Consider the following 24,307-nt stretch of genomic DNA (forward strand, 5'->3'; position numbering starts at 1 on the left):
CATCGATCGCCTGCCGCCACGGCCCCCGCCCTGCTGTCCGCGTCGGCAGCCCGGCCTGGCCCGTAGGGTACGGGCGATCGGGCCGGGTTGGGCAACTCTGGCACACAATGCTCGATGATCATTTCGGGGCCTGTGAACGAGGCTGCCCGATTGGGACGGATACCGGGCGGTATCTGCCCCGACCCGGGTCGGGCCAGGGCAGATGTTCATCTGTTCTTGACGTCAGATGATCGCTCATTAGTTCCCGAAGGCGCCTCCGGGCCGGTCCGTCATCGAACCGGCGGCGGTCCGTCGATCGGCCGGCCGACCACCCCGGGCCACCGCTGCCAGGGGTGCGGGCCGTCCACCGGGCGGTACTCCACCCCGAGCGCGTCCAGCACCCGCAGGTGCTCCCCCAGCCGCTGCTCGAAGCCCGCCCAGTCGCGGGCGGCGCCCTCGCGCGGCAGGTCGGACCAGGCCACCTCGGCGAAGGCCGCGAGCCGGGGGAAGGCCCGGTAGTCGATGTCCCGGGCGCTGTGCATGAACTCGCTCCACAGGTTGGCCTGCGTCCCGATCACGTGCCGGGCGGCGGCCGCGTCCAGCTGCGGCGGCACCGGCTCGAAGCGGTAGACGTCCTCCAGGGTGCGCACGAAACCCACCGGGATCGGCTCCTCCAGCCCGTCCGCCTGCCGGTGGTCGAAGTAGACGTACTGCTCGGGGCACATCACCACGTCGTGCCCCGCCTCCGCCGCCGCGATCCCCCCGCCGAACCCCCGCCAGGAGGAGACGGCGGCGCCGGGGGCCAATCCGCCCTCCAGGATCTCGTCCCAGCCGATCAGCCGGCGCCCGCGCGCGGCCAGCCAGCGGTCGAAGTGGCGGATGAGGTGGCTCTGCAGCTCGTCCTCGTTGGCCAGGCCCAGCTCGCGGATGCGCGCCTGGGCGGCGGCGCTGTCCTTCCACTGCTCCTTGGGGCACTCGTCGCCGCCGAGGTGGACGAACTCGGACGGGAAGAGCTCCAGCACCTCCTCGAGCACGCCCTCGAAGAAGCGCAGGGTCTCCTCGGAGGCGTTGAGGACGTTCGGGCTGACCCCCCAGTCCGTCCAGACGCCCAGCCCGGAGGTGTCCACCACGTCGGTGTTGCCCAGCTCGGGGTAGGCGGCCACGGCGGCCTGGGTGTGGCCGGGCAGGTCGATCTCGGGGACGACGGTGATCCCGCGCTCGGCCGCGTAGGCGACCATCTCGCGCAGGTCGTCCTGGGTGTAGTAGCCGCCGTGCGGGCGGTCGTCCCGGCGCTGCCCGGCCCGGTAGCCGACCATCGAGCGCTCCCGCCAGGCGCCGCGCTCGGTCAGCCTCGGGTAGCGCTTGATCTCCACCCGCCAGCCCTGGTCGTCGGTCAGGTGCAGGTGCAGCACGTTCAGCTTGTGCGCGGCGATCAGGTCGACGAAGCGCAGCACGTCGGACTTGGGCAGGAAGTGCCGGGCCACGTCCAGCAGCACCCCGCGCCAGCCGAACCGCGGCGCGTCCTCGACGTCCACGCCGGGCAGCACCCACCCCTGCCGGCGCAGCGCGGAGCGGCGGTAGGCGTCCGGGCCGAGCAGCCGCCGCAGGGTCTGTGCACCCCACAGGGCGCCGGCCGGGCCGCCCGCGGCGATCAGGGCGTGGCCGGGGCGCACCGTGAGCCGGTACGCCTCGGCGGCCAGCGCCCCGTCCAGGACCAGCTCGATCCCCTCGCCCGCCCGGCCGGGGCCGAGCGGCAGCCCGGTGGCGGCACCCAGCGCGCCGCGCAGCCAGCGCTCGGCGTCGGCCAGGGCGGGCGGCGCGGTCAGCGTGGTGGCGGCGTCGAGGGGGAAGTCCTCGCCCGGGCGGCGGACGGCGCTCGAGGGTGCGGGAATGAGGTCCATTCCGACATCCTGCCCCGGCCCGGTCGACTGGCATAGACCACTGCCGGGAACGCGGCACCATGCAAAACCGCGCCGTGCAAAACAGCCCCGCGAAGCGGCGGAGGACTACTTCTTGTCGTCCCCGCCACCGTCCTGCGGCTTGCCGATGCCGTCGTAGATCTCCTTGCACATCGGGCAGACCGGGTACTTCTTCGGGTCGCGCCCGGGCACCCACACCTTGCCGCAGAGCGCGACCACCGGAGATCCGGAGAGCGCGCTCTCCATGATCTTGTCCTTCTGGACGTAGTGCGCGAAGCGCTCGTGGTCGCCGTCCCCGTGGGACACCTGCGGGACGGGCTCGACCAGGGTGCCGGTGCCGAGGCCGCGCTCGGGCTCAAGAGTGCTCATGGGTGCCAAGTCTATGGGCGCCCCCGGAAACCGGGCCAGTGTCGCGCGGCGGGCCCGCCCGAGACGGGCCCCCCGAGGGCCGTCCTCAGTTCAGCGTCGGATCGTCCGGGTACGTCGCCAGCAGGGCCAGCGGGCCGCGCTGGCGGCGCAGCACCGCACGCCACAGCCGCTCCGGCTCAGGGCTGGAGATGTCCCCCGGCTCGCAGTCCACCAGGTACCAGGCGCCGGTCTCCAGCTCGCCCTCCAGCTGCCCCGGCGACCAGCCCGCGTACCCGGCGAAGATCCGCAGGCCCCCCAGCTCCCCGGCCAGCACCTCGGGCGGCGCCTCCAGGTCGACCAGGCCGATCGCCCCGTGCACCCGGCGCCAGCCGAGCGGCTCGCCGGTGCCCGGGTCCCCCGGCGCCACGGCCAGGCCCAGCGCCGAGTCCAGCGCCACCGGCCCGCCCTGGAACACCACCGCGGGCCGGCCGACGAGCCGCCCCCAGCCGTCCAGCACGCTGCCCACCTCCACCGGCGTCGGCCGGTTGAGGACCACCCCGAGCGCCCCCTCGGCGTCGTGGTCCAGGAGCAGTACCACCGAGCGCGCGAAGTTCGGGTCGGTGAGCAGGGGCGTCGCGACGAGCAGACGGCCGGTGTGGGACCGGCCTGCGTGCGAGTGGGCCGCGGTCATGCCTCACATGATCCCGCAAACCGGCGCCCCTCGGACAGCTCGACGGGCGAAACCCCGCCACGCCGGACGAACACCCGTACGGCCGTACCGGCGGGCGGGAGGACCCGGGGAGAGAGCACCATCACGGGAGAGGCTCGCGGGAACCATCGGCACGCCTACTACCATCTACGGATGGTGGACGCCCTTCTACGGTGCCGACTCGGATTCGCCGGGGGCCCGAACGCGCCCGTACGCCGTAACACCGGTCCACCGGCGGCTCCGCACCGGAGCCCGTCCCACTCCCTCTGGCACCCCGGATTGCGAGAACGATGACCGACGACGTCCTGCTGGTCCACGGCGGAAACCCGCTCGAAGGCGAGATCCGCGTCCGCGGTGCGAAGAACCTGGTCCCCAAGGCCATGGTCGCCGCCCTCCTCGGGCAGGGCCCCAGCAGACTGCGCAACGTCCCGGACATCCGCGACGTCAAGGTGGTCCGCGGCCTGCTCCAGCTGCACGGTGTCACCGTGCGCACCGGCGACGAGGACGGCGAGCTGATCCTCGACCCGTCGCACGTGGAGAGTGCGAACGTCGCCGACATCGACGCGCACGCCGGCTCCTCGCGGATCCCGATCCTGTTCTGCGGCCCGCTGCTGCACCGCCTCGGCCACGCCTTCATCCCGGGCCTGGGCGGCTGCGACATCGGCGGCCGCCCGGTCGACTTCCACTTCGAGGTGCTGCGCCAGTTCGGCGCCAGCATCGAGAAGCACCCCCAGGGCACCTACCTGGTCGCCCCGCAGCGCCTGCGCGGCACCAGGATCGAGCTGCCCTACCCCTCGGTCGGCGCGACCGAGCAGGTGCTGCTCACGGCCGTCCTCGCCGAGGGCGTCACCGAGCTGCGCAACGCCGCCATCGAGCCGGAGATCGTCGACCTGATCTGCGTGCTGCAGAAGATGGGCGCGATCATCACCCTGGGCACCGACCGCACCATCCTGATCACCGGTGTGGACGAGCTGAACGGCTACAACCACCGCGCGATCCCGGACCGCCTGGAGGCGGCCTCCTGGGCCTGCGCGGCGCTGGCCACCAAGGGCGACATCTACGTCCGCGGCGCCCGCCAGCTGGAGATGATGACCTTCCTCAACACCTTCCGGAAGGTCGGTGGCGCCTTCGAGGTGGACGACGAGGGCATCCGCTTCTGGCACCCGGGCGGCGAGCTCAAGGCGATCGCCCTGGAGACGGACGTGCACCCGGGCTTCCAGACCGACTGGCAGCAGCCGCTGGTGGTCGCCCTGACCCAGGCCACGGGTCTGTCCATCGTCCACGAGACGGTGTACGAGTCGCGGCTGGGCTTCACCGGCGCGCTCAACCAGATGGGCGCGCACATCCAGCTGTACCGCGAGTGCCTGGGCGCCGTCCCGTGCCGCTTCGGCGCGCGCAACTTCCTGCACTCCGCGGTCGTCTCCGGCCCGTCCAAGCTGATCGGCGCCGAGCTGGTCATCCCGGACCTGCGCGGCGGCTTCTCGTACCTGATCGCGGCGCTGGCGGCCGAGGGCACCTCGACCGTGCACGGCATCGACCTGATCAACCGCGGCTACGAGAACTTCATGGAGAAGCTGCGCGACCTGGGCGCGCACGTCGAGCTGCCCAGCGAGCAGCTGATCGACGCGTAGGCCCTACGCACGCCCGAGAGGCCGGGCTCCCCGCGGGGAGCCCGGCCTCTCGGGCGTTCAAGGTGCGGTTCAGGCGCCCTTGGCGGCTTCCTTCAGCTTGGAGCCGGCGCTGACCTTGGCGCTGTAGCCCTCGGGGATCTGAATGGGCTCGCCGGTCTGCGGGTTGCGGGCGGTGCGGGCAGCGCGGTGGGTGCGCTCGAAGGTCAGGAAACCGGGGATGGTGACCTTCTCGTCGCCCTTGGCGACGACCTCGCCGACGATCTCGGCGAAGGCGGCCAGAACGGCGTCGGCGTCCTTGCGGGTCACCTCGGCGCGCTCGGACAGCGCGGCCACCAGCTCACTGCGGTTCATGTGTACTCCTGTGGTCTGTTCGCTTGCGGTGTGCGGGGGCCCATCGGTGCTCCCACCGGGGGGCACCCGGATGGGCCGCAGGTCCGCACACTGTGCTCATGCAGGCATTGCGTGGTCGCAGGCCGGGCTCGTGCCCGTTGCCGCGCGCCGGTGCCGTCGATCGAAGGCAACGCCCGCCTGCCGGGTACGAATCCTGCCCCGACCGGCCCCGAGAAAGCCAATCGGGCCCCGGCCGGGCCACCCGAACATCACCCACCCGTTGGAGTTGTGACGCTCCGTCGGCTCCGGCGAACCGGGCGCGGGCGGCGGTCGGGACGACTCGCCGGGAATCCAGGGGGACGTTCCGTAATTGTCGGACACGCCTGCCCCGTGCAGGGCTACCGTACGCCCTAGGACTGACAAGCCCAAACACGCCCCTCGCCCTTGTGTCGCAAGGGTTCGGGGCGGGCTCGGGCGGGTATGGCCGTCAATCGGACATTTGACCGATTGACGACACGTCCTCGGGGCCGGCCGTCAGAGCTTGACGGTCGGGAAGGCGGAGGTGTCCAGGGTGCCGACGATGCCCGGGGTCGGGCGCGAGGGGGCGGGCGCCTCCTGGGCCCCGGCCAGGGCCGCCTCGCGCACCGCGGAGGCGACGGTCTTGGCGACGTCCTTGTGGAAGACGCTGGGGATGATGTAGTTCGCGTTCAGCTCGTCGTCGGCGACCGTGGTGGCCAGCGCCCGGGCGGCGGCGATCATCATCTCGGTGTTGACCGTGCGGCTCTGGGCGTCGAGCAGGCCCCGGAAGACACCCGGGAAGACCAGTACGTTGTTGATCTGGTTCGGGAAGTCGCTGCGGCCCGTGGCGACCACGGCGGCCGTCTGGCGGGCGATGGCCGGGTCGACCTCGGGGTCGGGGTTGGCCAGGGCGAAGACGACGGCGTCGTCGGCCATGGTGGCCAGGTCGTCGCCGTCCAGCACGTTCGGGGCCGAGACGCCGATGAAGACGTCCGCGCCCGCCACGGCCTCCTTGAGGCTGCCGGTGCGGCCCGAGCGGTTGGTGTGCTCGGCGATCCAGCGCAGGCTGTCGTTGAGGTCCTCGCGACCCTCGTGGACCACCCCGCGCACGTCCGCCACGGTGGCGTGCTCCACGCCGGCGGCCAGCAGCAGCTTGAGGATCGCGGTGCCGGCGGCCCCGGCGCCCGACATCACCACCCGGATGTCGCCGATCTCCTTGCCGACGACCTTGAGGGCGTTGGTGAGGGCGGCGAGCACCACGATCGCGGTGCCGTGCTGGTCGTCGTGGAAGACCGGGATGTCCAGGGCCTCGCGCAGCCGGGCCTCGATCTCGAAGCAGCGCGGCGCGGAGATGTCCTCCAGGTTGATGCCGGCGAAGCCCGGGGCGATCGCCTTGACGATGGCCACGATCTCGTCGGTGTCCTGGGTGTCCAGGCAGATCGGCCAGGCGTCGATGCCGGCGAAGCGCTTGAACAGGGCGGCCTTGCCCTCCATGACGGGCAGCGCGGCGGCCGGGCCGATGTTGCCCAGGCCCAGCACGGCCGAGCCGTCGGTGACCACGGCGACGCTGTTGCGCTTGATGGTCAGGCGGCGGGCGTCCTCGGGGTTCTCGGCGATCGCCATGCAGACCCGGGCGACACCCGGGGTGTAGATCATGCTGAGGTCGTCACGGTTGCGGATCGGCAGCTTGGAGGACATCTCGATCTTGCCGCCGAGGTGCATCAGGAAGGTGCGGTCCGAGACCTTGCCGATGGCCACGCCGTCGATGGCGCGCAGCTTCTCGACGATCTCCTCGCCGTGCGCGACGGAGGAGGCCGCCACCGTGACGTCGATGCGCAGGGCCTCCAGGCCGGACGCGGTGACGTCGAGACCGGTCACCGAACCGCCGGAGGACTCCACGGCCGTGGTGATCGCACTGACGGCGTTGCCCCGGGCCGGGACCTCCAGCCGTACCGTGATCGAGTTCGAGACACTGGGCACCGTCGCCATCGACGCTTCCTTCTTCCGTCCGTCCCGCAGGTTCAACATTTTGTTGAAGGCATCGCCTGCGAAATGCTAGACCTCGATCGTCGCACCAACCAAGGGGTTGCCAGAAATAACGTTCATTGAGTGTGCGGTCCCCACAACCCCTGGACGGCATTGGGCGCGCACCCGCCTCAGTGCGGCTCGACCGCGCCTCGCGTCCGCCGACTCCTTGCCTCTGCGGGCCGATGCGTTACATTGGACAGGCACCGGCTCGATCCAAGCCCCCGGGCCCAACCTTCGTCCCTTCGAGGGACCACTTGCCGCGAGGCGAGCATGGCGGGTCGGTGTTCAAACGTCTGAAGGCCCCTCACCGATCCGGTGAGGGGCCTTCTTCCGTCGGTCCCGGTGTCCGTCAGCCGTGCAGGTCCGTCAGCCGTGCAGCAGGGCGGGCACCCCGGCGGCGTCCGGCAGGTCGTCCGGGCCCGAGAGCACGGTCAGCCGCTGGGTCGCGCGGGTCAGCGCCACGTAGAGCACCCGCAGGCCCGCCTCGGACTCGCCGGCGATGCCGGTCGGGTCGGCGACCACCGTCGCGTCGTACTCCAGGCCCTTGGCCTCCAGGCTGCCCAGGGCCACCACGCGCTCGCCCAGGCCCTCGGCCCAGCCGGCCGCCTCGGCCCGGCGGTCCATCGGCACCACGACCGCGACCGTGCCGTCCACCTCGGACAGCAGCCGCTCCAGCTCGGCCCGGGCCGCCCGGCCGAACGCCTCCGGCCCCGGCTCGGTGACGGCCGCGAAGCGCGGCTCGACGCCCACGTGGCGCACCGCGCTCGGGGACGGCGTGCCGGGCGCGGCCAGGGCCAGCACCTTGGCAGCGACCTCGGCGATCTCGGCCGGGTTGCGGTAGTTGACGGTCAGGGTGAAGCGGCGGCGCGGCTTGCCCGAGAGCACCTCGTCCATCGCGCCCTGGGCCTCCTGCGGGAACGGCCAGGAGGACTGCGCAGGGTCCCCGACGATCGTCCAGGTGGCCATCCGGGCCCGGCGGCCGATCATCCGCCACTGCATCGGGGTGAGGTCCTGGGCCTCGTCCACGATGACGTGCGCGTACTCGGTGCGCTCGACGGGCACGCGCTCACGCTGGCGCGAGCTGCGGTCGGCGAAGGTGGTGACCTCCTCCAGACCGGACAGCATGTCGACCGCGTCCACCTCGCGCACCTTCGGGCGGGCCGGCTCGCCGAGCAGCACGCTGAGCTCGTCCACCAGCGCCACGTCGTGCACGGACAGCGCGCCCTCGCCGGCCGGGGTCAGGTGCCGCCAGGAGCCGGCCAGCAGCCGCGCCTCCTCCGGGGAGACGGCGCGACGGGCGATCCGGTTGATGTGGCGGTGGTGCTTGAGCGTGCCGAGCACCCGGCGCGGGGTCACGGCCGGCCACCAGGCGTCCAGGAAGTCCAGGAAGGGCGCCTCGTCCGAGACGTACTCGTCGAAGGACTCCTTCTCCTCCTGGCGCTGCTCGCGGGCGTAGTGGTCGGTGGGCCTGGGCAGGTCCTTGACCGCCTCGTGCCAGAGCGCGTCCAGCAGCAGCCGGCGGGCGCGGGGGCGCAGCAGGTTGAGCGGGGTGCCGCCGGCGCCGATCACGTTGCCGCGGACGGACTTGAGGCGGGAGGCGTCCAGCTTGAGCACCTCGCCGCGGGCGACCACCTTGAGCTCCTGCGGGGCGCCGAGCTCCAGGGCCGCCCGCGCGGCGCGGCGCAGCAGCTGCGTCATCCGGGCGGAGCCCTTGACCCGGGCGGCCTCCGGGGTGTCGTAGGTGCCGGCCTCGATGCCGTCGACCAGGGAGCCGACCGCGCGCACGGCGACCTGGCCCTCCTCGCCGAGGGAGGGCAGCACGCCCTCGGTGTAGGAGACGAGCAGCGCGGTGGGCGAGACCACCAGGATGCCCCCGGCGTAGCGGCGGCGGTCCTGGTAGAGAAGGTAGGCGGCACGGTGCAGGGCGACGGCGGTCTTGCCGGTGCCGGGGCCGCCGGTGACGAGGGTGGCGCCGGCCGCGGCGGCGCGGATGACCTCGTCCTGCTCCTTCTGGATGGAGGAGACGATGTCGCGCATGGAGTGGCTGCGGGCGCGGCCGAGCGAGGCCATCAGCGCGCCGTCGCCGACCACGGCCAGCTCCTCGCCGCCCAGGGTGGGAGTGAGGTCGGGGCGCAGCAGGTCGTCCTCGACGCCGACCACCCTGCGGCCCTTGGAGCGGATCACCCGGCGGCGGATCACCCGGCCGGGCTCGACCGGGGTGGCGCGGTAGAAGGGGGCGGCGGCGGGGGCGCGCCAGTCGATCACCAGCGGGCCGTACTCGGCGTCGAGCACGCCGAGGCGGCCGATGTGGAGGGTCTCGGCGACGGCCGGGTCGGCCGGGTCGAGCGGGGTGTTCGAGGGGATGCCGTGTTCCTCCGGGGCGTCCGCCCGCTGGAGGTCGATCCGGCCGAAGAGGAAGTCCTCGAACTCGTTGTTGAGGCGCTGGAGGTGCGCACCGGCCCGGTAGACCTGGGCGTCGCGCTCGGCGAGGGCGCCCGGGGTACCGACGTGGACGCGCTTGGCGGCGTCCTCGAGGATGTACTCGGCCTCGGCGAGCTTCTCCTCCAGCCGGTGGTAGACGGTGTCGAGGTGTCGCTGCTCGCCCGCGATCTCGCGCTCTCTGACGGTCTCGTGGTCGGCGGCGTGGGTGGCGCCCGTGTTGCTCTGCATGGCCCTCGGTGGTAGCGACGGAATCCGGCTCCGGAAAACGAGCGGACGGATGATCCTACGCCCGAGCAGGCCCGGACGCCTCACCCGGGCCGCGGAAAATCCGAAGGCCGCCCCCCGCGTGAGCGGTGGACGGCCTTCGGTGTGAACATGGGGTGGTGGAGATGCCGGGAATCGAACCCGGGTCCAGTGGAGTTAATTCAGGGCTTCTCCGAGCGCAGTCCGCTGTGATTTTCTCGGCCCTGGCAGTCACACGGACAAGCCGCCAACAGGCCCAGCTGCTGTTTGATTTCCCATCCGCCCTCGCAGCCCGGGCGGACGGTTGAGTTCCCTAGATTATGCCAGGGTCCGGGTCGGGAACTCCCCGGTCTGACACCCAAGCGCTATCGGTGCTTATTAGGCAGCGAGAGCGAACTGCTGGGAATCGCGCTTAGAGTTGGCGATTATTTTTTTGCGACACGTGGTTAACGAGATCATTGCCGCGTTCCTCGGCTCGCTTCCCCTGTTTCAACATCCCCTGTCGAAACCGATCATCCCCATGTTTTGTTGAGAAACAGCTCGGACGTTGACCGTCCGTGTTGCTTGCGCCATAGTACGCGAGGCGACGGGCGAGGGTCCAGCGGATTAACCCCCACGCACCATCCCCGGCGCGTACTACGCCTGGCGCCGCCGGGCCGCGGCCACGGCGCGTGCCGTCTCGCGGACGTCCTGCTTCTCGCGCAGGGTCTGGCGCTTGTCGTACAGCTTCTTGCCGACCGCGAGCGCGAGTTCGAGCTTGACCCGGCCGTCCTTGAAGTACAGCGACAGCGGGATGAGGGTGTGGCCCGCGTCGCGGACCTTGGTCTCGATCTTGTGGATCTCCATCCTGTGCAGCAGCAGCTTGCGCTTGCGGCGGGCCGCGTGGTTGGTCCACGTCCCCTGGGTGTACTCGGGGATGAAGACGTTGTCGATCCACGCCTCGTGGTTCTGGATGTACGCGTAGCCGTCGACCAGGTTGGCCCGCCCCTCGCGCAGCGACTTCACCTCGGTGCCGGTGAGTACGAGGCCGCACTCGTAGGTGTCGAGGATCGTGTACTCGTGCCGCGCCTTCTTGTTCTGCGCGATCAGCTTGTGTCCCGTTTCCTTTGCCATAGCGCGGTCATTCTCGCACTTCGACGGCGGAACGGGCAGCTGCTTTAGGCCCGGGTGCCCAGCCCCGCGAGCACGCGCAGGGCCAGGGCCCCGGCGTCCTCGCCGCCCGCGGCCTGGACGTCGGGGGTCAGGCCGGTGCCGTCCAGGGAGCGGCCGGCCGGGGTGTGGTAGCGGCCGACGGTCATCTCCAGCACCGCGCCGTCCGCGAGCCTGCTGGGCTGCTGGACGGTGCCCTTGCCGAAGGTGCGGGAGCCGACGACCACGGCGCGGCTGCGGTCCTGGAGGGCTCCGGCGAGCAGTTCGGCGGCGCTCATCGTGCCGCCGTCCACCAGCACCACCAGCGGGGTGCGCTGGTCGCCGCCGGCCGGGGCGGTCAACTCCCGCCGTTCGCCGCGCTCCTGGTAGGAGCCGACCGAGCCGCCGTCCAGGAAGATCCCGGCGGTGCCGGCGGCCTCGTCCAGCAACCCGCCGGAGTTGCCGCGCAGATCGAGCACCACCCCGGCGTGCGGGGCGCGCAGCGCGGCGCGGACCTGGTCGGCCACGCCGGTGGTGAAGGCGCGCACGGTGATCCGCAGCTCGCCCTTGTCCAGCCGCTCGGCTACGACCTGCTGGCTGTCCAGCAGCGCGCGCCGCAGCCGCAGTTCGCGCACCTCGCCGCCGCCGCGCTGGACGGCGAGGAGGACCTCGGAGCCGGCCCGGTGGTCCGCGCCCTGGCCGCGCAGCCGGGCCACCACCTCGGTGACGGGCAGCCGGTCGGCCTGGTCCTGGTCGATCCTCAGCAGCCGGTCGCCGGGGGCGATGCCGGACTGCGCCGCGGGCCCGGCCGGGGCGACCTGGGAGACGGCGGTGACGCCGTCCTCGCCGCGGCCGACGGACAGGCCCACGCCCAGGTACCGGCCGTCGAGGCCCTGGCTGAACTCGGCGTACTCCTGGGCGCTGTAGTAGGCCCCCCAGCGGTCGCCTCCCGCCGCGAGCAGGTGCTCGGCCTGCTGCTCGGACAGCGCGCTGCCGGCCGGGTCGGAGCCGGGCCCGGCGGCCGGCCGGGCCGTGTCGGCGGACGGGCGCGGCGGCGGCTGGTTCGCGTCGCCCCAGGCGCCGGTGGCGGCCCCGGCCAGCAGCACGGCGCCGAAGACCAGGCTGAGGGTGGCCACCTGCCGTGCCCTGCGCGGAGTTTGCAGCATGGCATCGGAGTGTAGACACCGCATCGCGCGCGCCGGGCCGGAACACCGGACGGGGGAACGGCGGCGGCCCCGGACGGCGCAGTGCCGTCCGGGGCCGCGAAGCCCGCCCGCGTCAGACCTTGAGGTACTTGCGCAGGGTGAAGAAGGCCGCGACGCCGGCCATGCCCATACCCACCACGATCAGCAGCGGAATCACCGCCAGCACCGAACCGAGGCCGATGAAGTGGATGAACTGGACGCGGTCGGCCAGCCAGTTCTGGACGAAGAAGTGCCCGCCGACCAGCAGTCCGGAGGCCATCACCGCGCCGAGCAGCGCGGCGAACGCGGCCTCCGCGATGAACGGCATCTGCACGTAGAAGTTCGAGGCGCCGACCAGGCGCATGATGCCGGTTTCGCGCCGCCTGCTGAACGCCGACACCCGGACGGTGTTGACGATCAGCAGCAGGGCGACGAAGAGCATCAGCACCATGATCACGAAGGCCGCCGTCTGGAGGCCGTTGAGCAGGCCGAAGAGGTTCTCCAGGATCTTGCGCTGGTCCTCGACCGACTTCACGCCGGGTTTGCCGGCGAAGGCGCTCTGGATGACGTCGTACTTGGTCGGGTCGTTGAGCTTGACCCGCCAGGACTGCGGCATGGCGTCGGGGCCCAGGACGGTGATGAGCGGGTTGTCCGGGTTCATCTCCTTCCAGTGCTTGTACGCCTCGACGGAGCTCTCGTACGTGGAGGACTGGACCACCGAGTCCATCTTGTCCAGCTGGCCCTTGATGTCCTGGACCTGCTGGTCGGTGGCCGCACCCTTGTCGCACTGGGGCGAGTTCCGGGCGTCCGCCTTGGTGCAGAAGTAGATGCTCACCTCGACCTTGTCGTACCAGTACCCCTTCATGGAGTTCACCTGGTCGCGGACCAGGAGGGACGAGCCGGCGAGGGCGAGGGAGAGCGCGACGCTGACCACGACCGCGATGGTCATGGTCAGATTGCGTCGGAGACCCACACCGATCTCCGACAGGACGAACTGGGCACGCATGCGGAAACAACTCCAGGGTCGGTACTGCTCTGGGTCTGGCGGTTCGGGCCGGCGGCCCTACGGGTCAGCGCCGATCGGTCAGTGCTGGTACCCGTAGACGCCGCGGGCCTGGTCGCGGACGAGCAGCCCCTTGTCGAGCTCGATGACGCGCTTGCGCATCTGGTCGACGATCGCCTGGTCGTGGGTGGCCATCAGGACCGTGGTCCCGGTGCGGTTGATGCGGTCGAGCAGCTTCATGATGCCGACCGAGTTCTGCGGGTCGAGGTTGCCGGTGGGCTCGTCCGCGATCAGCAGCATCGGGCGGTTCACGAAGGCACGGGCGATGGCCACGCGCTGCTGCTCACCACCGGAGAGCTCGCCGGGCATGCGGTCCTCCTTGCCGCCGAGTCCGACCAGCTCCAGCACCTCGGGCACCACCTTGTTGATGGCGCTCTTGGGCTTGCCGATCACCTCCAGCGCGAAGGCGACGTTCTGCGCGACCGTCTTGTTCGGCAGCAGGCGGAAGTCCTGGAAGACGGTGCCCAGCTGGCGGCGCATGTGCGGCACCTTCCAGTTGGACAGCTTGCCGAGGTCCTTGCCCATCACGTGCACCGCGCCCGTGGACGGGCGCTCCTCGCGCAGGCACAGGCGCAGGAACGTGGACTTGCCGGAGCCGGACGAGCCGACCAGGAAGACGAACTCACCCTTCTCGATCTCCAGCGAGACGTTGTCCAGGGCGGGACGGTTCTGCTTGGGATAGGTCTTGGAGACGTTGTCGAATCTGATCACGGCTGCATCACGGAGGCCATCCTAGGCGGCGCCAATCCTCGGTCCGTCCACCCCGGAGGCCCGGTCCGGGGGCGGGCGACGGGAGCGCAGGGGGCCGCTCCCGGCTTGGGACCATACGCGAAGCGGCGGCCGGCCCGCAGGGGCGGCGGAGGACAACGTTCGAATTCTGGGGGAGAATGCCCGGTTATGCCCCGAAAATTGCGAGGCATCTCACAGCCCGGGCGCCGGAACGGTCAGAACCTGGCAGAGTGGAGGGGGCGGCCGTCCTGCGGCCGCTCCCCCGCACAGGGCAATCCGAGGAACCAAAGCCCCGTCCGGTGCGTTGGCTGTAGCAGCGAGGAGGAGATCGCATGACCTGCGACCATCTGGTGTGCGCCAACTGCAACGGCCGCGTGAGCGAAGGCCGTTGCCCCGTGTGCCGCGCCAACCGGGCCCGGCTGCAGGAGCAGCAGGGGCCGCTCGCCGCACTCTCCCCCGCGATGCTGCTGGCCCTGGTGGCCGCCCTGTTCGCGGTGGCGCTGATCGCGCGGCAGGCGCTGGCCTGAGACCCGAAGCACGAGAAGGGGCCCCGACCGGTCGAACCGGTCGGGGCCCCTTTCACGTAGAACCCGGTGAGGCCGCTTACTGCGCGGCGGTCCCGCGCTGCTTGCGCCAGCGGATCCCGGCCTCGATGCTGTGCTCGATTTTCATCGAGGCCGGAATCCTCACGCCTGCGCGGCCGTTTCCCTCTGCTTCCGCCAACGGATTCCGGCCTCGATGAACCCGTCGATGTCGCCGTCCAGGACGGCCTGCGGGTTGCCGGCCTCGAACGCGGTGCGGACGTCCTTCACCATCTGGTACGGGTGCAGGACGTACGAGCGCATCTGGTTGCCCCAGGAGCTGCCGCTGTCCTTGAGCGCGTCCATCGCCGCCTTCTCCTCCTGGCGGCGCCGCTCGAGCAGCTTGGCCTGGAGGACGTTCATCGCGGACGCCTTGTTCTGGATCTGCGAGCGCTCGTTCTGGCAGGAGACCACGATGCCGGTCGGGAGGTGCGTGATGCGCACCGCCGAGTCGGTGGTGTTGACGCCCTGGCCGCCGGGGCCGGAGGCGCGGTAGACGTCCACGCGCAGCTCGCCCTCGTCGATGTCGACGTGGTCGGACTGCTCGACGACGGGGAGCACCTCGACGCCGGCGAAGGAGGTCTGGCGGCGGCCCTGGTTGTCGAAGGGCGAGATGCGCACCAGGCGGTGGGTGCCCTGCTCGACGGAGAGGGTGCCGTAGGCGTACGGCGCCTTGACCGTGAAGGTCGCGGACTTGATGCCGGCCTCTTCGGCGTACGAGGTGTCGTACACCTCGGTCGGGTACCCGTGCCGCTCGGCCCAGCGCAGGTACATGCGCATCAGCTGCTCGGCGAAGTCGGCGGCGTCCACGCCACCGGCCTCGGCGCGGATGTTGATCAGCGCCTCGCGGGAGTCGTACTCGCCGGACAGGAGGGTGCGGACCTCCAGCTCCTCGACCGCCTTCTGGACGGAGACGAGCTCGGTCTCGGCCTCGGCGCGGGTGTCCGCGTCGTTCTCGTCCTCGGCGAGCTCGAACATGACGACCAGGTCGTCGATGCGGCCGCGCAGGCCCTCGACGCGGCGCAGTTCGCCCTGGAGGAAGGAGAGCCGGCTGGTCACCTTCTGCGCGTTCGCGACGTCGTCCCACAGGCTGGGGGCGGCTGCCTCCTCCTCCAGGACCGCGATGTCGGCCCGGATCTTGTCCAGGTCGAGGACGGCCTCGATCGACCCCATGGTCGTATCGAGGTTCTTGAGCTCTTCGGAAGGATCGACGGCTGCCACGCCCCCAGGGTAATGGTTCCGGGGGTGGTCATGACGACACCCCCGTTACGGATGGGGCGGGGGAGCACTCGGGGCGGTCGCGTGGACGGCCGGGCGGCCCTGGCCCGGGGCCGTGGCGGGGCCGGTGGCGGCGAAGGCCGTCCAGGCCGCGGCGGCGCCCGCCAGCAGCAGGACGGTGGCCAGCAGGACGGCCAGCAGGCGGCGCCGGCGCAGCAGCGCCTGGCGGTCCCGGCGGTGGCCGGGGGCGGTGCGCTGGGCCCGGGACTCGGCGGCGTACGCGGCCAGCTCCTCGGCGGAGGGGCGGCGCAGGCTGGTGTGGGTGTCCCGGGTGGAGTCCGGGGCGATCCCGGGCACCAGCGGGACGGCGGGGCCGCGGCGGCGCTTGTGGGCGCCGGGGGCGGCGTCCACCTCGGCGTAGACCGCCTCGCCGGGGGTCAGCTGCTCCTCGGCCGGGGCGCGGACCTGGGAGGGCACGGCGAGGACGGGCAGCCCGGCCAGGGAGGGCAGCTGCTCGCGCAGCCTGGAGGCCAGCTCGGCGGCCCGCAGCCGGGAGGCGGGGGCCTTGGCCAGGCACTCGGAGATGATGCGCCACAGCCCGTCCGGCAGGCCCGGGATCGGCGGCACCTGCTCGGTGACGTGCCGGCGCAGTACCGCGCCGGTGTGGCCGCCGCCGAAGGGGGTGGAGCCGGCCAGCAGCTCGTACAGCACGGTGGCGAGGGCGTAGATGTCGACGGCGGCGCGCGGCTCCAGGCCCTCGATGATCTCGGGGGCGAGGTAGTCGGGGGTGCCGATGATGCGGGTGGCGCGGGTGCGGCGCGGGGCGTCGACCAGCCGGGCCACGCCGAAGTCGGTGAGCTTGGCGCGCGGGGCGCCGCCGGGGCCGGGGGCGGTGGCGAGGTCCAGCAGGACGTTCTCCGGCTTGACGTCGCGGTGGACGATCCCGGCGGCGTGCGCGGCCGCGAGGCCGTCCGCGACGTCGGCGATGACGGAGGCGGCGATCTGCGGGGGCAGGGCGCCGTCGCGCTCCAGGCGCGAGCGCAGGTCGGTGCCCTGGACGAGCTCCATGACCAGGGCGAGGTCGTCGCCGTCCACGACCATGTCGCGCACGCCGACCACCCGGGGGTGGTCGAGGCTGGTCAGCGCGGCGCGCTCCTGGACGAACCGCCCGACCAGCACCTGGTCGGCGGCGAGGTCCTCGCGCAGCAGCTTGACCGCCACCGGGCCGTCCGGCCCCTCACCGAGCCAGACCGTCCCGGCCGAGCCCCGGCCGATGACCTGGTGGACGGTGTACCGGCTGCCGATCTTGCGTGCCAATGTGCTGCTCCGTGGGCGGCGCGGGAGCGCTCCGGCGGGCCGGCGCGCTCGGTGGGGCGGGACAACAGCGACCAACCTACGCGCCCGAGGGCCCCCTGCGGGGCGCCTGAGGGGGCCCGGACGGCAGTCTCGGGCGGGAAATCTCGTGAATTGTCGACAAAGCGTCAATCCTGCCGTCCGGGCGGGCACTCGCCCGCTCGAGGTCAGTTCTTCGAGCTGCCGAAGACGTCGTCGATCCAGCCCTTGGCGGTGTCGAACCAGCCCACCACGTCGTCCCAGTACTGCGGCAGCGCCGTGAAGTGCCACAGCGCGAACCCGGCCACGACCAGCACCACCAGGATCAGCAGGCAGCCCTTCAGGCAACCGAGGCCCGGGATGTACATCCGGTTGCGGCTGCGCGGACGGCGCTCGCGCGGCGGGGCGCTCTCCCGGCGCGGGGGCTCCGGCTCCTCGCGGCGCTGCGGGGGCTCGCGATGCTGCGGGGCCGGGGGCTCGGTGCGGCGGGGGGCCGGGGCGGGCGCGGGCGGGTAGCCGCCCTGCGGCTGGCCGTAGCCGCCGGGGGCCTGCCGGTAGCCGCCGGGCGGCTGGGGGCGGGCGCCCTGCTGGGTCTGCGCCTGGGCCTGTGCCTGGGCCGCCTGCCCGGCTTGGTAGGGCGGCGGGGCGACGGGCGGGCGCTGGGAGTAGCCGGGGGGCGGCGGCGGGCCCTGGCGGCGCGGGTCGGGGCGGTGGCCGCCGGGGGGCTGGGGCTGCTGCTGGCCCGGGTACCCCTGGTGTCCGGGGTGGCCGCCCTGCTGGGGCTGGCCCCCCTGCATGGCCTGATAGGGCGCCGGGGCGACCTGCGGGTCCTCGAAGTCCTCCGGCCCGAAGTAGCCGACCTGGGTCTGCTGGTTGCGGTCGCGGGCCGCGCGCAGCTGCGTCTGCCACGGGTGCGGCGTCTCCTCCTGCGGCGCGCCGGGCACCGCGGGAGCGCCGGGCGGGGGCGGCGGGACGGCGGCGGGCGGCATCACCTGCGTACGGTCCTGGGAGCCGTACGGGGGCGCGGGCGGCGGCTGGGTGCCCATCATCTGCGTGGCCGCGGCCGGGTCGTACTGCGGGGCGGAGCCGCCGGGCAGCACCTGGGTGCGGTCCTCGCCGAACGGCGCGGCCGGCACGGCGGGCATGCTGCCGGGGACGGCGGTCGGCCGCGGGTCCGGCAGCAGCAGGGCGCCCACGGCGAGCGCCTCGTCCACCGCCGCCGGGGAGGCGTGCACGCCGACCCCGGCCGCGACCACCCGCAGGGCGCGGGCCAGCGCGGTGGCGCTCGGCCGCTGCGACGGGTCCTTGCGCAGGCAGCGCTCGATCACCGTCCACAGCGGTTCCGGCATGGTGCTGGGCCGCTGCGGCTGCTGCGCCAGGTGCGCCTGGAGGACGGCGAGCGCGCCGTCGCCCTGGAACGGCTGGCGGCCGGTGACCAGCTCGTACAGCATGATCCCGGCGCCGTACACGTCCACCGCGGAGGTCTGCGGGCGGCCCTCGGCGGATTCCGGGGCGACGTAGGCGGGGGTGCCGACGAACTCGTGGGTGCGGGTGATGCCCGGGGAGTCGGCGAGGCGGGCGATGCCGAAGTCCGTCAGCAGCGGGTGCATCTGCTCGGTGCCGTCCACCACGGCGGTGGCGAGCAGTACGTTGGCCGGCTTGAGGTCGCGGTGGACGATCCCGTCCGCGTGGCTGGCCGCCAGCGCGTCCGCGACCTGGGCCATCAGCAGGGAGCCCGCGATCGGGCTGAACGGGCCGTTGGCGCGCAGGTAGCGGGCCAGGTCGGGGCCATCGACCAGGTCCATCACCAGGGCGAGCAGCTCGCCCTCGACGACGAGGTCGCGGACGCGGACGATGTTGGGGTGGGTCAGGCGCAGCAGCAGCGAGCGCTCCCGCAGGAAGCGCATCACCACGTCCGGGTCGGCCGCCAGCTCCTCGCGCAGCACCTTGATCGCCACCCGCTGCCCGGGCTCGCTGCCCGGCACCTGGACGTCGGCGCGCACCAGGCCGCGCCAGACGGTGCCCGTGGCACCCCGTCCGAGGGTCTCATCGAGCAGATACTTGCTGCCGACTGGCCGCACCTTGTCGTACTCCTCGCCGTGCCGCCCGCGCGGGGCGCTCCTCCGCCGGTGCGGTGAGCCTGCCGGGCCCGTGTCTGCGGCCACTCTAACGGTGCCCGTACGGGTTTTTGAGGCGCCCGGCAGAGCTTGGGAACAGGGTTGGGGGAGAACCCCTAGGGGAGGCCCCGAGGCGGTCGCGGAGAGCTCCCCGGGCACCGGTTGACCTGACCCACCGTCGCCTCCAACATGGCGATGATCGCAAGATCGTCAAATCCGGTACCGTGCGCGGACCGTCCGTGACGGATGGCAGGATGGACACTCGCCACTCGTGTGGCCCAACGGGTCCCCGCAACCGCCCGGCGCGGCCGCGACGACACCCGGCAGCGGTACCAGGCTCCACACCAGCAGAAGGGACCCGCGGGCGAGATGCAGATCCGGCTGACCGTCCTCCGACCGCGCAGCGGCCCGGCCGCCGCCGGCTCCGCCATCCCCTACGTCGACGTGCTGGTCACCGCCCCCGTCGGCACCGCCCTCGGCGCCCTCGCGGGGGCGCTCGCCGGCGCCGTGGGCGTGCGCGGGCCCCGGGCCGCCACCCACGTGCACCTGTACGCCGGGGCGCACCGCGTGGACGAGCACACCCTCCTCGGCCACCCCCCGCTGCTCGACGGCGCCGTCCTCAGCCTCAACGAGCCCGACCCGACCGCCGACGACCCCGACGACGCCCTCGCCGCGGCCGAACTGCGCGTCGTCGGCGGGCCCGACGCCGGCGGCGTCCACCGGCTGCACGGCCGGGAGATCCGCATCGGCCGCTCCGGCGAGGCCGACGTCCCCCTCGACGACCCGGACGTCTCCCGGCTGCACCTCGCCCTCCACCTCGCCGACGACGGCCGGGTCACCGTCCGCGACCTCGGCTCCACCAACGGCACCACCCTCGACGGCCGGCTCGTCCCGCCCGGGCCGCCCGAGGAGGCCGTCGCCCTGGAGCCCGGGGGCCTGCTGCGGATCGGCGAATCCACCCTGCTGCTCGCCGCCCCCGAACCCGCCGAGGCCCCGCCCGCCCGCGCCGCCCTGCCGGACGGCCACGGCCACCTCCAGCTCGCCGCCCCCGGACCCGCCCGTCCGGCCCCGGCCGCCGTCGAGCCGCCCGCCACGCCCGAGCCCGCCTCCGGCCGTGGCCGGGGCCTGTTCTCCCTGCTGCCGGGCCGCGCCGCCGAACCGCCCGGCCAGGAGAACGCCGAACGCCACCACGCCGCCGTACGGCTGCGCCAGACCGCCGCCCAGCGCGAGCGCTTCCCCGACCTCGCCACCCTGCTGCTCAACGCCGTCGGCCCCGGCCCCCGGCTCTGGGAGCGCGGCCCCGGCCACCCCGACGCCCTCACCCTGCGCCTGGGCACCGCCGACCGCCCCGGCGGCCCCGGCACCACCCCGGGCACCGTGCTGCCCTCGGTGCCCGTCACCCTCGACCTCCAGACCGCCGGCAGCCTCGGCCTCAGCGGCCCCCGCGAGCGCCTCGACGCCCTCACCCGCGCCGTCGTCGCCCAGCTCGCCGCCCTGCACCCGCCCACCGGGCTCAGCCTCGTCGTCGTCGACGCCGACCGCTCCCGCACCCCCGAGGACCGCGCCGACACCTGGGCCTGGGCCCTGTGGCTGCCCCACCTGCGCCCCGCCGACGGCCAGGACTGCCGGCTGCTGCTCGGCCTCGACGAGGACCAGGCCACCGCCCGCCTCACCGAGCTCACCTCCCGGCTCAGCGGCCCCATCGGCCTCGGCGGCCACCCCGCCACCGTCGTCGTGGTCGACGGCCGCCCCGCCACCGAGGCCTCCCGGCAGGCCCTCGACCTGCTGCTGCGCCAGGGCCCCGCCGTCGGCATCTTCCCGATCTGCCTCGCCGAACAGCCCGAACTGCTCCCCCGGGGCCTCGGCGCCACCGCCCTGATCACCGGCGAGGTCGGCACCCACCTCTCGCTCGACCGCCCGGTCGCGCGCGGCCGCGAGACCCTCCACGAGGTCTCCATCGACGCCGTCTCCGACGCCTGGGCCGAGCGCCTCGCCCGCGTCCTCGCCCCGCTGCGCGAAGCCGCCCCCGCCTCCCGGGGGCCCCTGCCGGACGCGCTGCGCCTGCTCGACCTGCTCCAGCTCGACACCGTCACCCCGGCCAAGCTCTCCGCGCGCTGGGAAGCCCACACCGGCGGCATCGGCGCGGCCACCGCCCTGCTCGGCACCACCCGGGACGAGCTCTGCACCCTCGACCTCGCCGACCCCGAACTCTCCCTCCCCTCCCCCGACCCCGGCGGCCCGCACCTGCTCGTCGGCGGCGCCCGCGGCTCCGGCAAGACCGAGCTGCTGCGCACCCTGATCGCCTCCCTCGCCGTCTCCGAACGGCCCGAACGGCTGGCCGTCAGCATCATCGAGGGCCGGGCCCCGGGCACCGACGGCCAGGACGGCCTCGACGGCTGCACCGAGCTGCCGCACGTCACCGAGCTGGTCAACGCCGCCGCCGACCCACGCGCCGCGCTGCTCGCGGCGGAGGCCCTGGAGGACGAACTCACGCTGCGGGAGCGGCTGTTCGACGGGCTGGACTTCGCCTCCTGGCACGCGGCGCAGATCCTCGACAAGCAGGGCCTGGACGGGCAGAGCCTGGACGCCGACCGCGCCCAGGTCCCGGTGCCGGCCGTGGTCGGCGGCGCCGCCGGCCCGGCCCCCCGGATCATCCCGCCGCGCTCCCCCGAGCCCCCGGCGCCCGTGCCCACCGCCCCGGCCGGCCCCTCCCCCGCGCGCCTGGTCGTCGTCGTCGACGACTACGACGCCCTGCTCTCCCCCACCTCCCCGGCCGGCCGCCCCCTCGCCCGCGCCCTCGCCTCCGTCGCCCGCCGCGGCGGCCCGCTCGGCATCCACCTCGCCGTCACCACCGGCCGCCCCGAGGACAGCGCCGGCACCGAGGTCGACGAGGCCGCCCTGCTGCGCATCGCCCTGCGCACCGAGGACCCGGCCGACTCCGACCTCCTCATCCACCTCGGCGACGCGGCCGCCCTCCCCGAGGACACCCCCGGCCGCGGCTACCTGCGCCTCCCCGACGGCGGCGTCACCGCCTTCCAGACCGCCAGAATCAGCGGCCGCATCCCCCGCACCGCCACCCTGCGCCCCACCGTCGTCGCCATAGACCCCCTCCAGCTCGGCGCCCCACCCGCCCGCCGCCCCGTCCGCGAACTCGGCAACGGCCCCACCGACCTCGCCCTCCTCGCCAGCGCCCTCCAACGCGCCGCCTCCCGCTGAGGCCCTGCGGAGCCTTGAGGTTGGAGTGGGCTCGTGTCCGGGACACGAGCGCCCCTTCCCCTCTGTCGCCCCGTCGCAGACCTAGGAAGGCCGGGTCAGCCGAGGTGGGCTTTTGTACTTGTTCCGCCCCGCCGCGATAACAATCGCGGCGGGGCGGAAGCACATGCGGCCGAGCAGGAACCTGACGAGAACCGGGCGGGCCCGCGTCAGAGACGAGGGCCCGCCCACACACGCAGGTCCCCCACCCGCCCGCCCCTTCCCAAAACCACAAACTAACGGCGGCCCCGGCCAAACCGGCCGGGGCCGCCGAAGCAATAAGCGATATGATCCGAATCGACCGGTCTGAGCGCTTCTCAGACCGATCGCCTTGCAGCCGTCAGGCGTCCCATGAAGTCACGGTGGGCACTGACCACTCTGCGGCCGTCGCTGCGAGATCATCCGGAAGTAGGGCGACCAGCAAGGCCCTGCCATCAGCAACGGCCTTCAACGCGGCTTCCTGAGCCTCGTCCTTGGTGTCGAACATGCCATCACCCACGGTCTCGTTGTGGGGCGGTTCGCCAACCTCCCCGACCCACTGCGACGCCCCCGGCCATACCCGAACATGGGTGAGCCGGGAAGGCTCCGGAAGCCCGATAACACCCCGAGCTGCGGCTTCCTTGATCACGTCTTCGATCGTCATGTCTGGGCTCTCCTCATCTCGGCCAGCGCGGCGTCCAGTCGCGCGGAGCGGACCACAGTGGAAAGGTCGGTAGCTGTGTGGGCATAGTGCTCGGCTTCTTCCCGCGCGCCCTGGCGGTAGAGCACTGTTGCCAGTTGGGCGGTATCGATCGCCTTCGAGCGGGCACGGTTGGAGGTCTGGGAGTCCGCGGCTCGGCGGAGGCGGGACACCAGGTCGGAGACAGGCCTCCCCTTGACCGTCGCGAGCAGGTAGAGGGCGTGTCCGGTCTCGCCGTGCAGCTTGTGCTCGGTGAAGTACCACATCCAGCGCGGCTCGCTACGGAGATCACTGACGCGGCTGTAGATCGACTCCGCGAGAGCGATCTGCCGACTCGCCAGCCTCGACGGTGTCGGGCGCGGCGGCCATCCGAACTCCTTCGTAGGTCACTCACGCCAACGATAGCGCCGCCCGCCCCGCCCGAAGGGCGCAAACGGAACGGGCCCGCGTCCGGTCGGACGCGGGCCCTCCTTCTGGCTAGTTGGGGGTCAGGCGGTGCACTTGAGGGTGCGGTTGGCCAGGGTGAGGCCGGTGACCTTGGCGTCGGTGACGGTGAACTCGTAGGTCCAGCCCGGCTGGCCCTCGACGGGGAGGGTGAAGCTGCCGTACTTGTCCTTCACCAGGCCCTTGGAGCCGTAGGCGGCCTGGACGGCGTCGGCGGTGGAGCCGACGCCGATGCCCTCGGCGGTCCTGGCGTCGGCGGGGGCGACGAGTTCGCGCAGGCCGGAGGTGGCGAAGGAGACGCGGCCGCTGGTGGCGAACGCCTTGTTCCTGGTCTCGCGGGCGGTCAGCATGTCGACGCTGGACTGGGCGGCGTCGGCCATCAGCTTGGCGTCGGCGGCGGAGTTCTGGGCGGAGCCGGCCGCCTGGGCGGCGATGTTCGCGGAGTCGGCGGCGGAGGCGTTGGGCGGCAGGGTGGGCACCGCGCCCGGCTGCTTGGCGGCGGCCGCGTCGGCCTTGCCGTTGAGGTCCTTGAACTTGGCCTCGGTGGCCGCCTCGGCGTCCATCCGCACCTTGTCCGGCGCGGGACCGCCCTTGTAGGAGAAGTCGGTGCAGCCGTCGAGCAGGGAGACCGGCGCGGTCTCCAGGGTGCCCCCGGCCAGGGCCGCGTCCTTGGTGATGCCCGGCTTCAGGCCCCGGTAGCCCGCGGCGCTGAACGCCTCCGGGCCCTTGCTGGTGGCCGCCGCCGAGGCCGCTGCCGGAGCCGCGTCGTCCTTCTTCTTGTCGGACGAGCAGGCCCCCGCCCCGGCGACGACCAGCGCCACCATCATGCTCGCACCGACGACGCGAACCGATCCTCGGTTCTTCCTCATGTCCAAACCCCCCTGGTTGAATTCGATCATCCTATCCAAGGCACGAGAGAGGCCCGCACCCGGT

Annotated in this window: 19 protein-coding genes and 1 other RNA gene; 3 read left to right on the forward strand and 17 right to left on the reverse strand. The window is 73.0% G+C overall.

The features are described 5' to 3' along the window. Positions 1-269: 269 nt before the first annotated feature. The 3 genes from ACIBCA_RS28670 to ACIBCA_RS28680 all read right to left on the reverse strand — a co-directional run bounded on the left by ACIBCA_RS28670 (position 270) and on the right by ACIBCA_RS28680 (position 2,937). Complete coding sequence (locus ACIBCA_RS28670) at positions 270-1,880, reverse strand: beta-N-acetylhexosaminidase (RefSeq protein ID WP_396285901.1); 1,611 nt, start codon at positions 1,878-1,880, stop codon at positions 270-272. Positions 1,881-1,985: 105 nt separating this feature from the next. Then, positions 1,986-2,267, reverse strand: a complete 282-nt coding sequence (locus ACIBCA_RS28675) for a DUF3039 domain-containing protein (RefSeq protein WP_396285902.1) — start codon at positions 2,265-2,267, stop codon at positions 1,986-1,988. Positions 2,268-2,352: 85 nt separating this feature from the next. After that, positions 2,353-2,937, reverse strand: a complete 585-nt coding sequence (locus tag ACIBCA_RS28680) for a YqgE/AlgH family protein (protein WP_107057153.1) — start codon at positions 2,935-2,937, stop codon at positions 2,353-2,355. Positions 2,938-3,245: 308 nt separating this feature from the next. Here ACIBCA_RS28680 and murA point away from each other — a divergent pair, with 308 nt between their 5' ends. Further along, a complete protein-coding gene (gene murA / locus ACIBCA_RS28685; protein WP_396285903.1) occupies positions 3,246-4,586 on the forward strand; it encodes a UDP-N-acetylglucosamine 1-carboxyvinyltransferase in 1,341 nt (446 codons plus the stop codon). A 69-nt stretch (positions 4,587-4,655) separates the two neighbouring features. Here the strand turns inward: murA and ACIBCA_RS28690 are convergent, their stop codons facing one another. The 8 genes from ACIBCA_RS28690 to ftsE all read right to left on the reverse strand — a co-directional run bounded on the left by ACIBCA_RS28690 (position 4,656) and on the right by ftsE (position 13,733). Continuing rightward, positions 4,656-4,937: an HU family DNA-binding protein gene (locus ACIBCA_RS28690; RefSeq protein WP_030308200.1), complete on the reverse strand. Its 282-nt coding sequence runs from the start codon at positions 4,935-4,937 to the stop codon at positions 4,656-4,658. Positions 4,938-5,450: 513 nt separating this feature from the next. Continuing rightward, positions 5,451-6,923, reverse strand: coding sequence for an NAD-dependent malic enzyme (locus tag ACIBCA_RS28695; RefSeq protein ID WP_396285904.1), 1,473 nt, complete (start codon positions 6,921-6,923; stop codon positions 5,451-5,453). Positions 6,924-7,328: 405 nt separating this feature from the next. Beyond that, positions 7,329-9,632, reverse strand: a complete 2,304-nt coding sequence (locus ACIBCA_RS28700) for a HelD family protein (RefSeq protein ID WP_396285905.1) — start codon at positions 9,630-9,632, stop codon at positions 7,329-7,331. 153 nt (positions 9,633-9,785) lie between these two features. After that, positions 9,786-10,167: a transfer-messenger RNA gene (ssrA, locus tag ACIBCA_RS28705) on the reverse strand. A 116-nt stretch (positions 10,168-10,283) separates the two neighbouring features. Continuing rightward, on the reverse strand, positions 10,284-10,760 hold the full coding sequence (smpB, locus tag ACIBCA_RS28710) for an SsrA-binding protein SmpB (RefSeq protein ID WP_031070220.1): 477 nt from the start codon (positions 10,758-10,760) through the stop codon (positions 10,284-10,286). A gap of 44 nt (positions 10,761-10,804) precedes the next feature. Continuing rightward, positions 10,805-11,941 (reverse strand): S41 family peptidase, encoded by a 1,137-nt coding sequence (locus ACIBCA_RS28715; RefSeq protein ID WP_396285906.1) that lies wholly within the window; start codon positions 11,939-11,941, stop codon positions 10,805-10,807. A 112-nt stretch (positions 11,942-12,053) separates the two neighbouring features. Then, positions 12,054-12,965, reverse strand: a complete 912-nt coding sequence (gene ftsX, locus ACIBCA_RS28720; protein ID WP_396285907.1) for a permease-like cell division protein FtsX — start codon at positions 12,963-12,965, stop codon at positions 12,054-12,056. Positions 12,966-13,043: 78 nt separating this feature from the next. Further along, positions 13,044-13,733: a cell division ATP-binding protein FtsE gene (gene ftsE, locus ACIBCA_RS28725; RefSeq protein WP_045695770.1), complete on the reverse strand. Its 690-nt coding sequence runs from the start codon at positions 13,731-13,733 to the stop codon at positions 13,044-13,046. A gap of 350 nt (positions 13,734-14,083) precedes the next feature. On the opposite strand from ftsE, the gene ACIBCA_RS28730 reads away from it, so the two are divergent. Next, positions 14,084-14,278 (forward strand): hypothetical protein, encoded by a 195-nt coding sequence (locus ACIBCA_RS28730; protein WP_031070214.1) that lies wholly within the window; start codon positions 14,084-14,086, stop codon positions 14,276-14,278. A 159-nt stretch (positions 14,279-14,437) separates the two neighbouring features. Here the strand turns inward: ACIBCA_RS28730 and prfB are convergent, their stop codons facing one another. From prfB to ACIBCA_RS28745, 3 genes are all read right to left on the reverse strand, one after another. Continuing rightward, positions 14,438-15,553, reverse strand: coding sequence for a peptide chain release factor 2 (prfB, locus tag ACIBCA_RS28735; protein WP_396285908.1), 1,116 nt, complete (start codon positions 15,551-15,553; stop codon positions 14,438-14,440). A gap of 45 nt (positions 15,554-15,598) precedes the next feature. Continuing rightward, a complete protein-coding gene (locus ACIBCA_RS28740) occupies positions 15,599-16,867 on the reverse strand; it encodes a serine/threonine-protein kinase (RefSeq protein ID WP_396285909.1) in 1,269 nt (422 codons plus the stop codon). Between the two features lie 203 nt (positions 16,868-17,070). Next, positions 17,071-18,963, reverse strand: coding sequence for a serine/threonine-protein kinase (locus tag ACIBCA_RS28745; protein WP_396285910.1), 1,893 nt, complete (start codon positions 18,961-18,963; stop codon positions 17,071-17,073). A 405-nt stretch (positions 18,964-19,368) separates the two neighbouring features. Here ACIBCA_RS28745 and ACIBCA_RS28750 point away from each other — a divergent pair, with 405 nt between their 5' ends. Next, positions 19,369-22,215, forward strand: a complete 2,847-nt coding sequence (locus tag ACIBCA_RS28750) for an FtsK/SpoIIIE domain-containing protein (RefSeq protein WP_396285911.1) — start codon at positions 19,369-19,371, stop codon at positions 22,213-22,215. A gap of 376 nt (positions 22,216-22,591) precedes the next feature. Here the strand turns inward: ACIBCA_RS28750 and ACIBCA_RS28755 are convergent, their stop codons facing one another. From ACIBCA_RS28755 to ACIBCA_RS28765, 3 genes are all read right to left on the reverse strand, one after another. Continuing rightward, complete coding sequence (locus ACIBCA_RS28755; protein ID WP_396285912.1) at positions 22,592-22,894, reverse strand: hypothetical protein; 303 nt, start codon at positions 22,892-22,894, stop codon at positions 22,592-22,594. Further along, positions 22,891-23,196: a hypothetical protein gene (locus ACIBCA_RS28760; RefSeq protein ID WP_396285913.1), complete on the reverse strand. Its 306-nt coding sequence runs from the start codon at positions 23,194-23,196 to the stop codon at positions 22,891-22,893. Before ACIBCA_RS28760 ends, ACIBCA_RS28755 begins: the two co-directional genes overlap by 4 nt. Positions 23,197-23,418: 222 nt before the next feature. Further along, a complete protein-coding gene (locus tag ACIBCA_RS28765; protein WP_396285914.1) occupies positions 23,419-24,243 on the reverse strand; it encodes a hypothetical protein in 825 nt (274 codons plus the stop codon). Positions 24,244-24,307 lie beyond the last annotated feature (64 nt).

The sequence above is a fragment of the Kitasatospora sp. NPDC051170 genome (assembly GCF_044455705.1).
Classification (GTDB): Bacteria; Actinomycetota; Actinomycetes; order Streptomycetales; family Streptomycetaceae; genus Kitasatospora.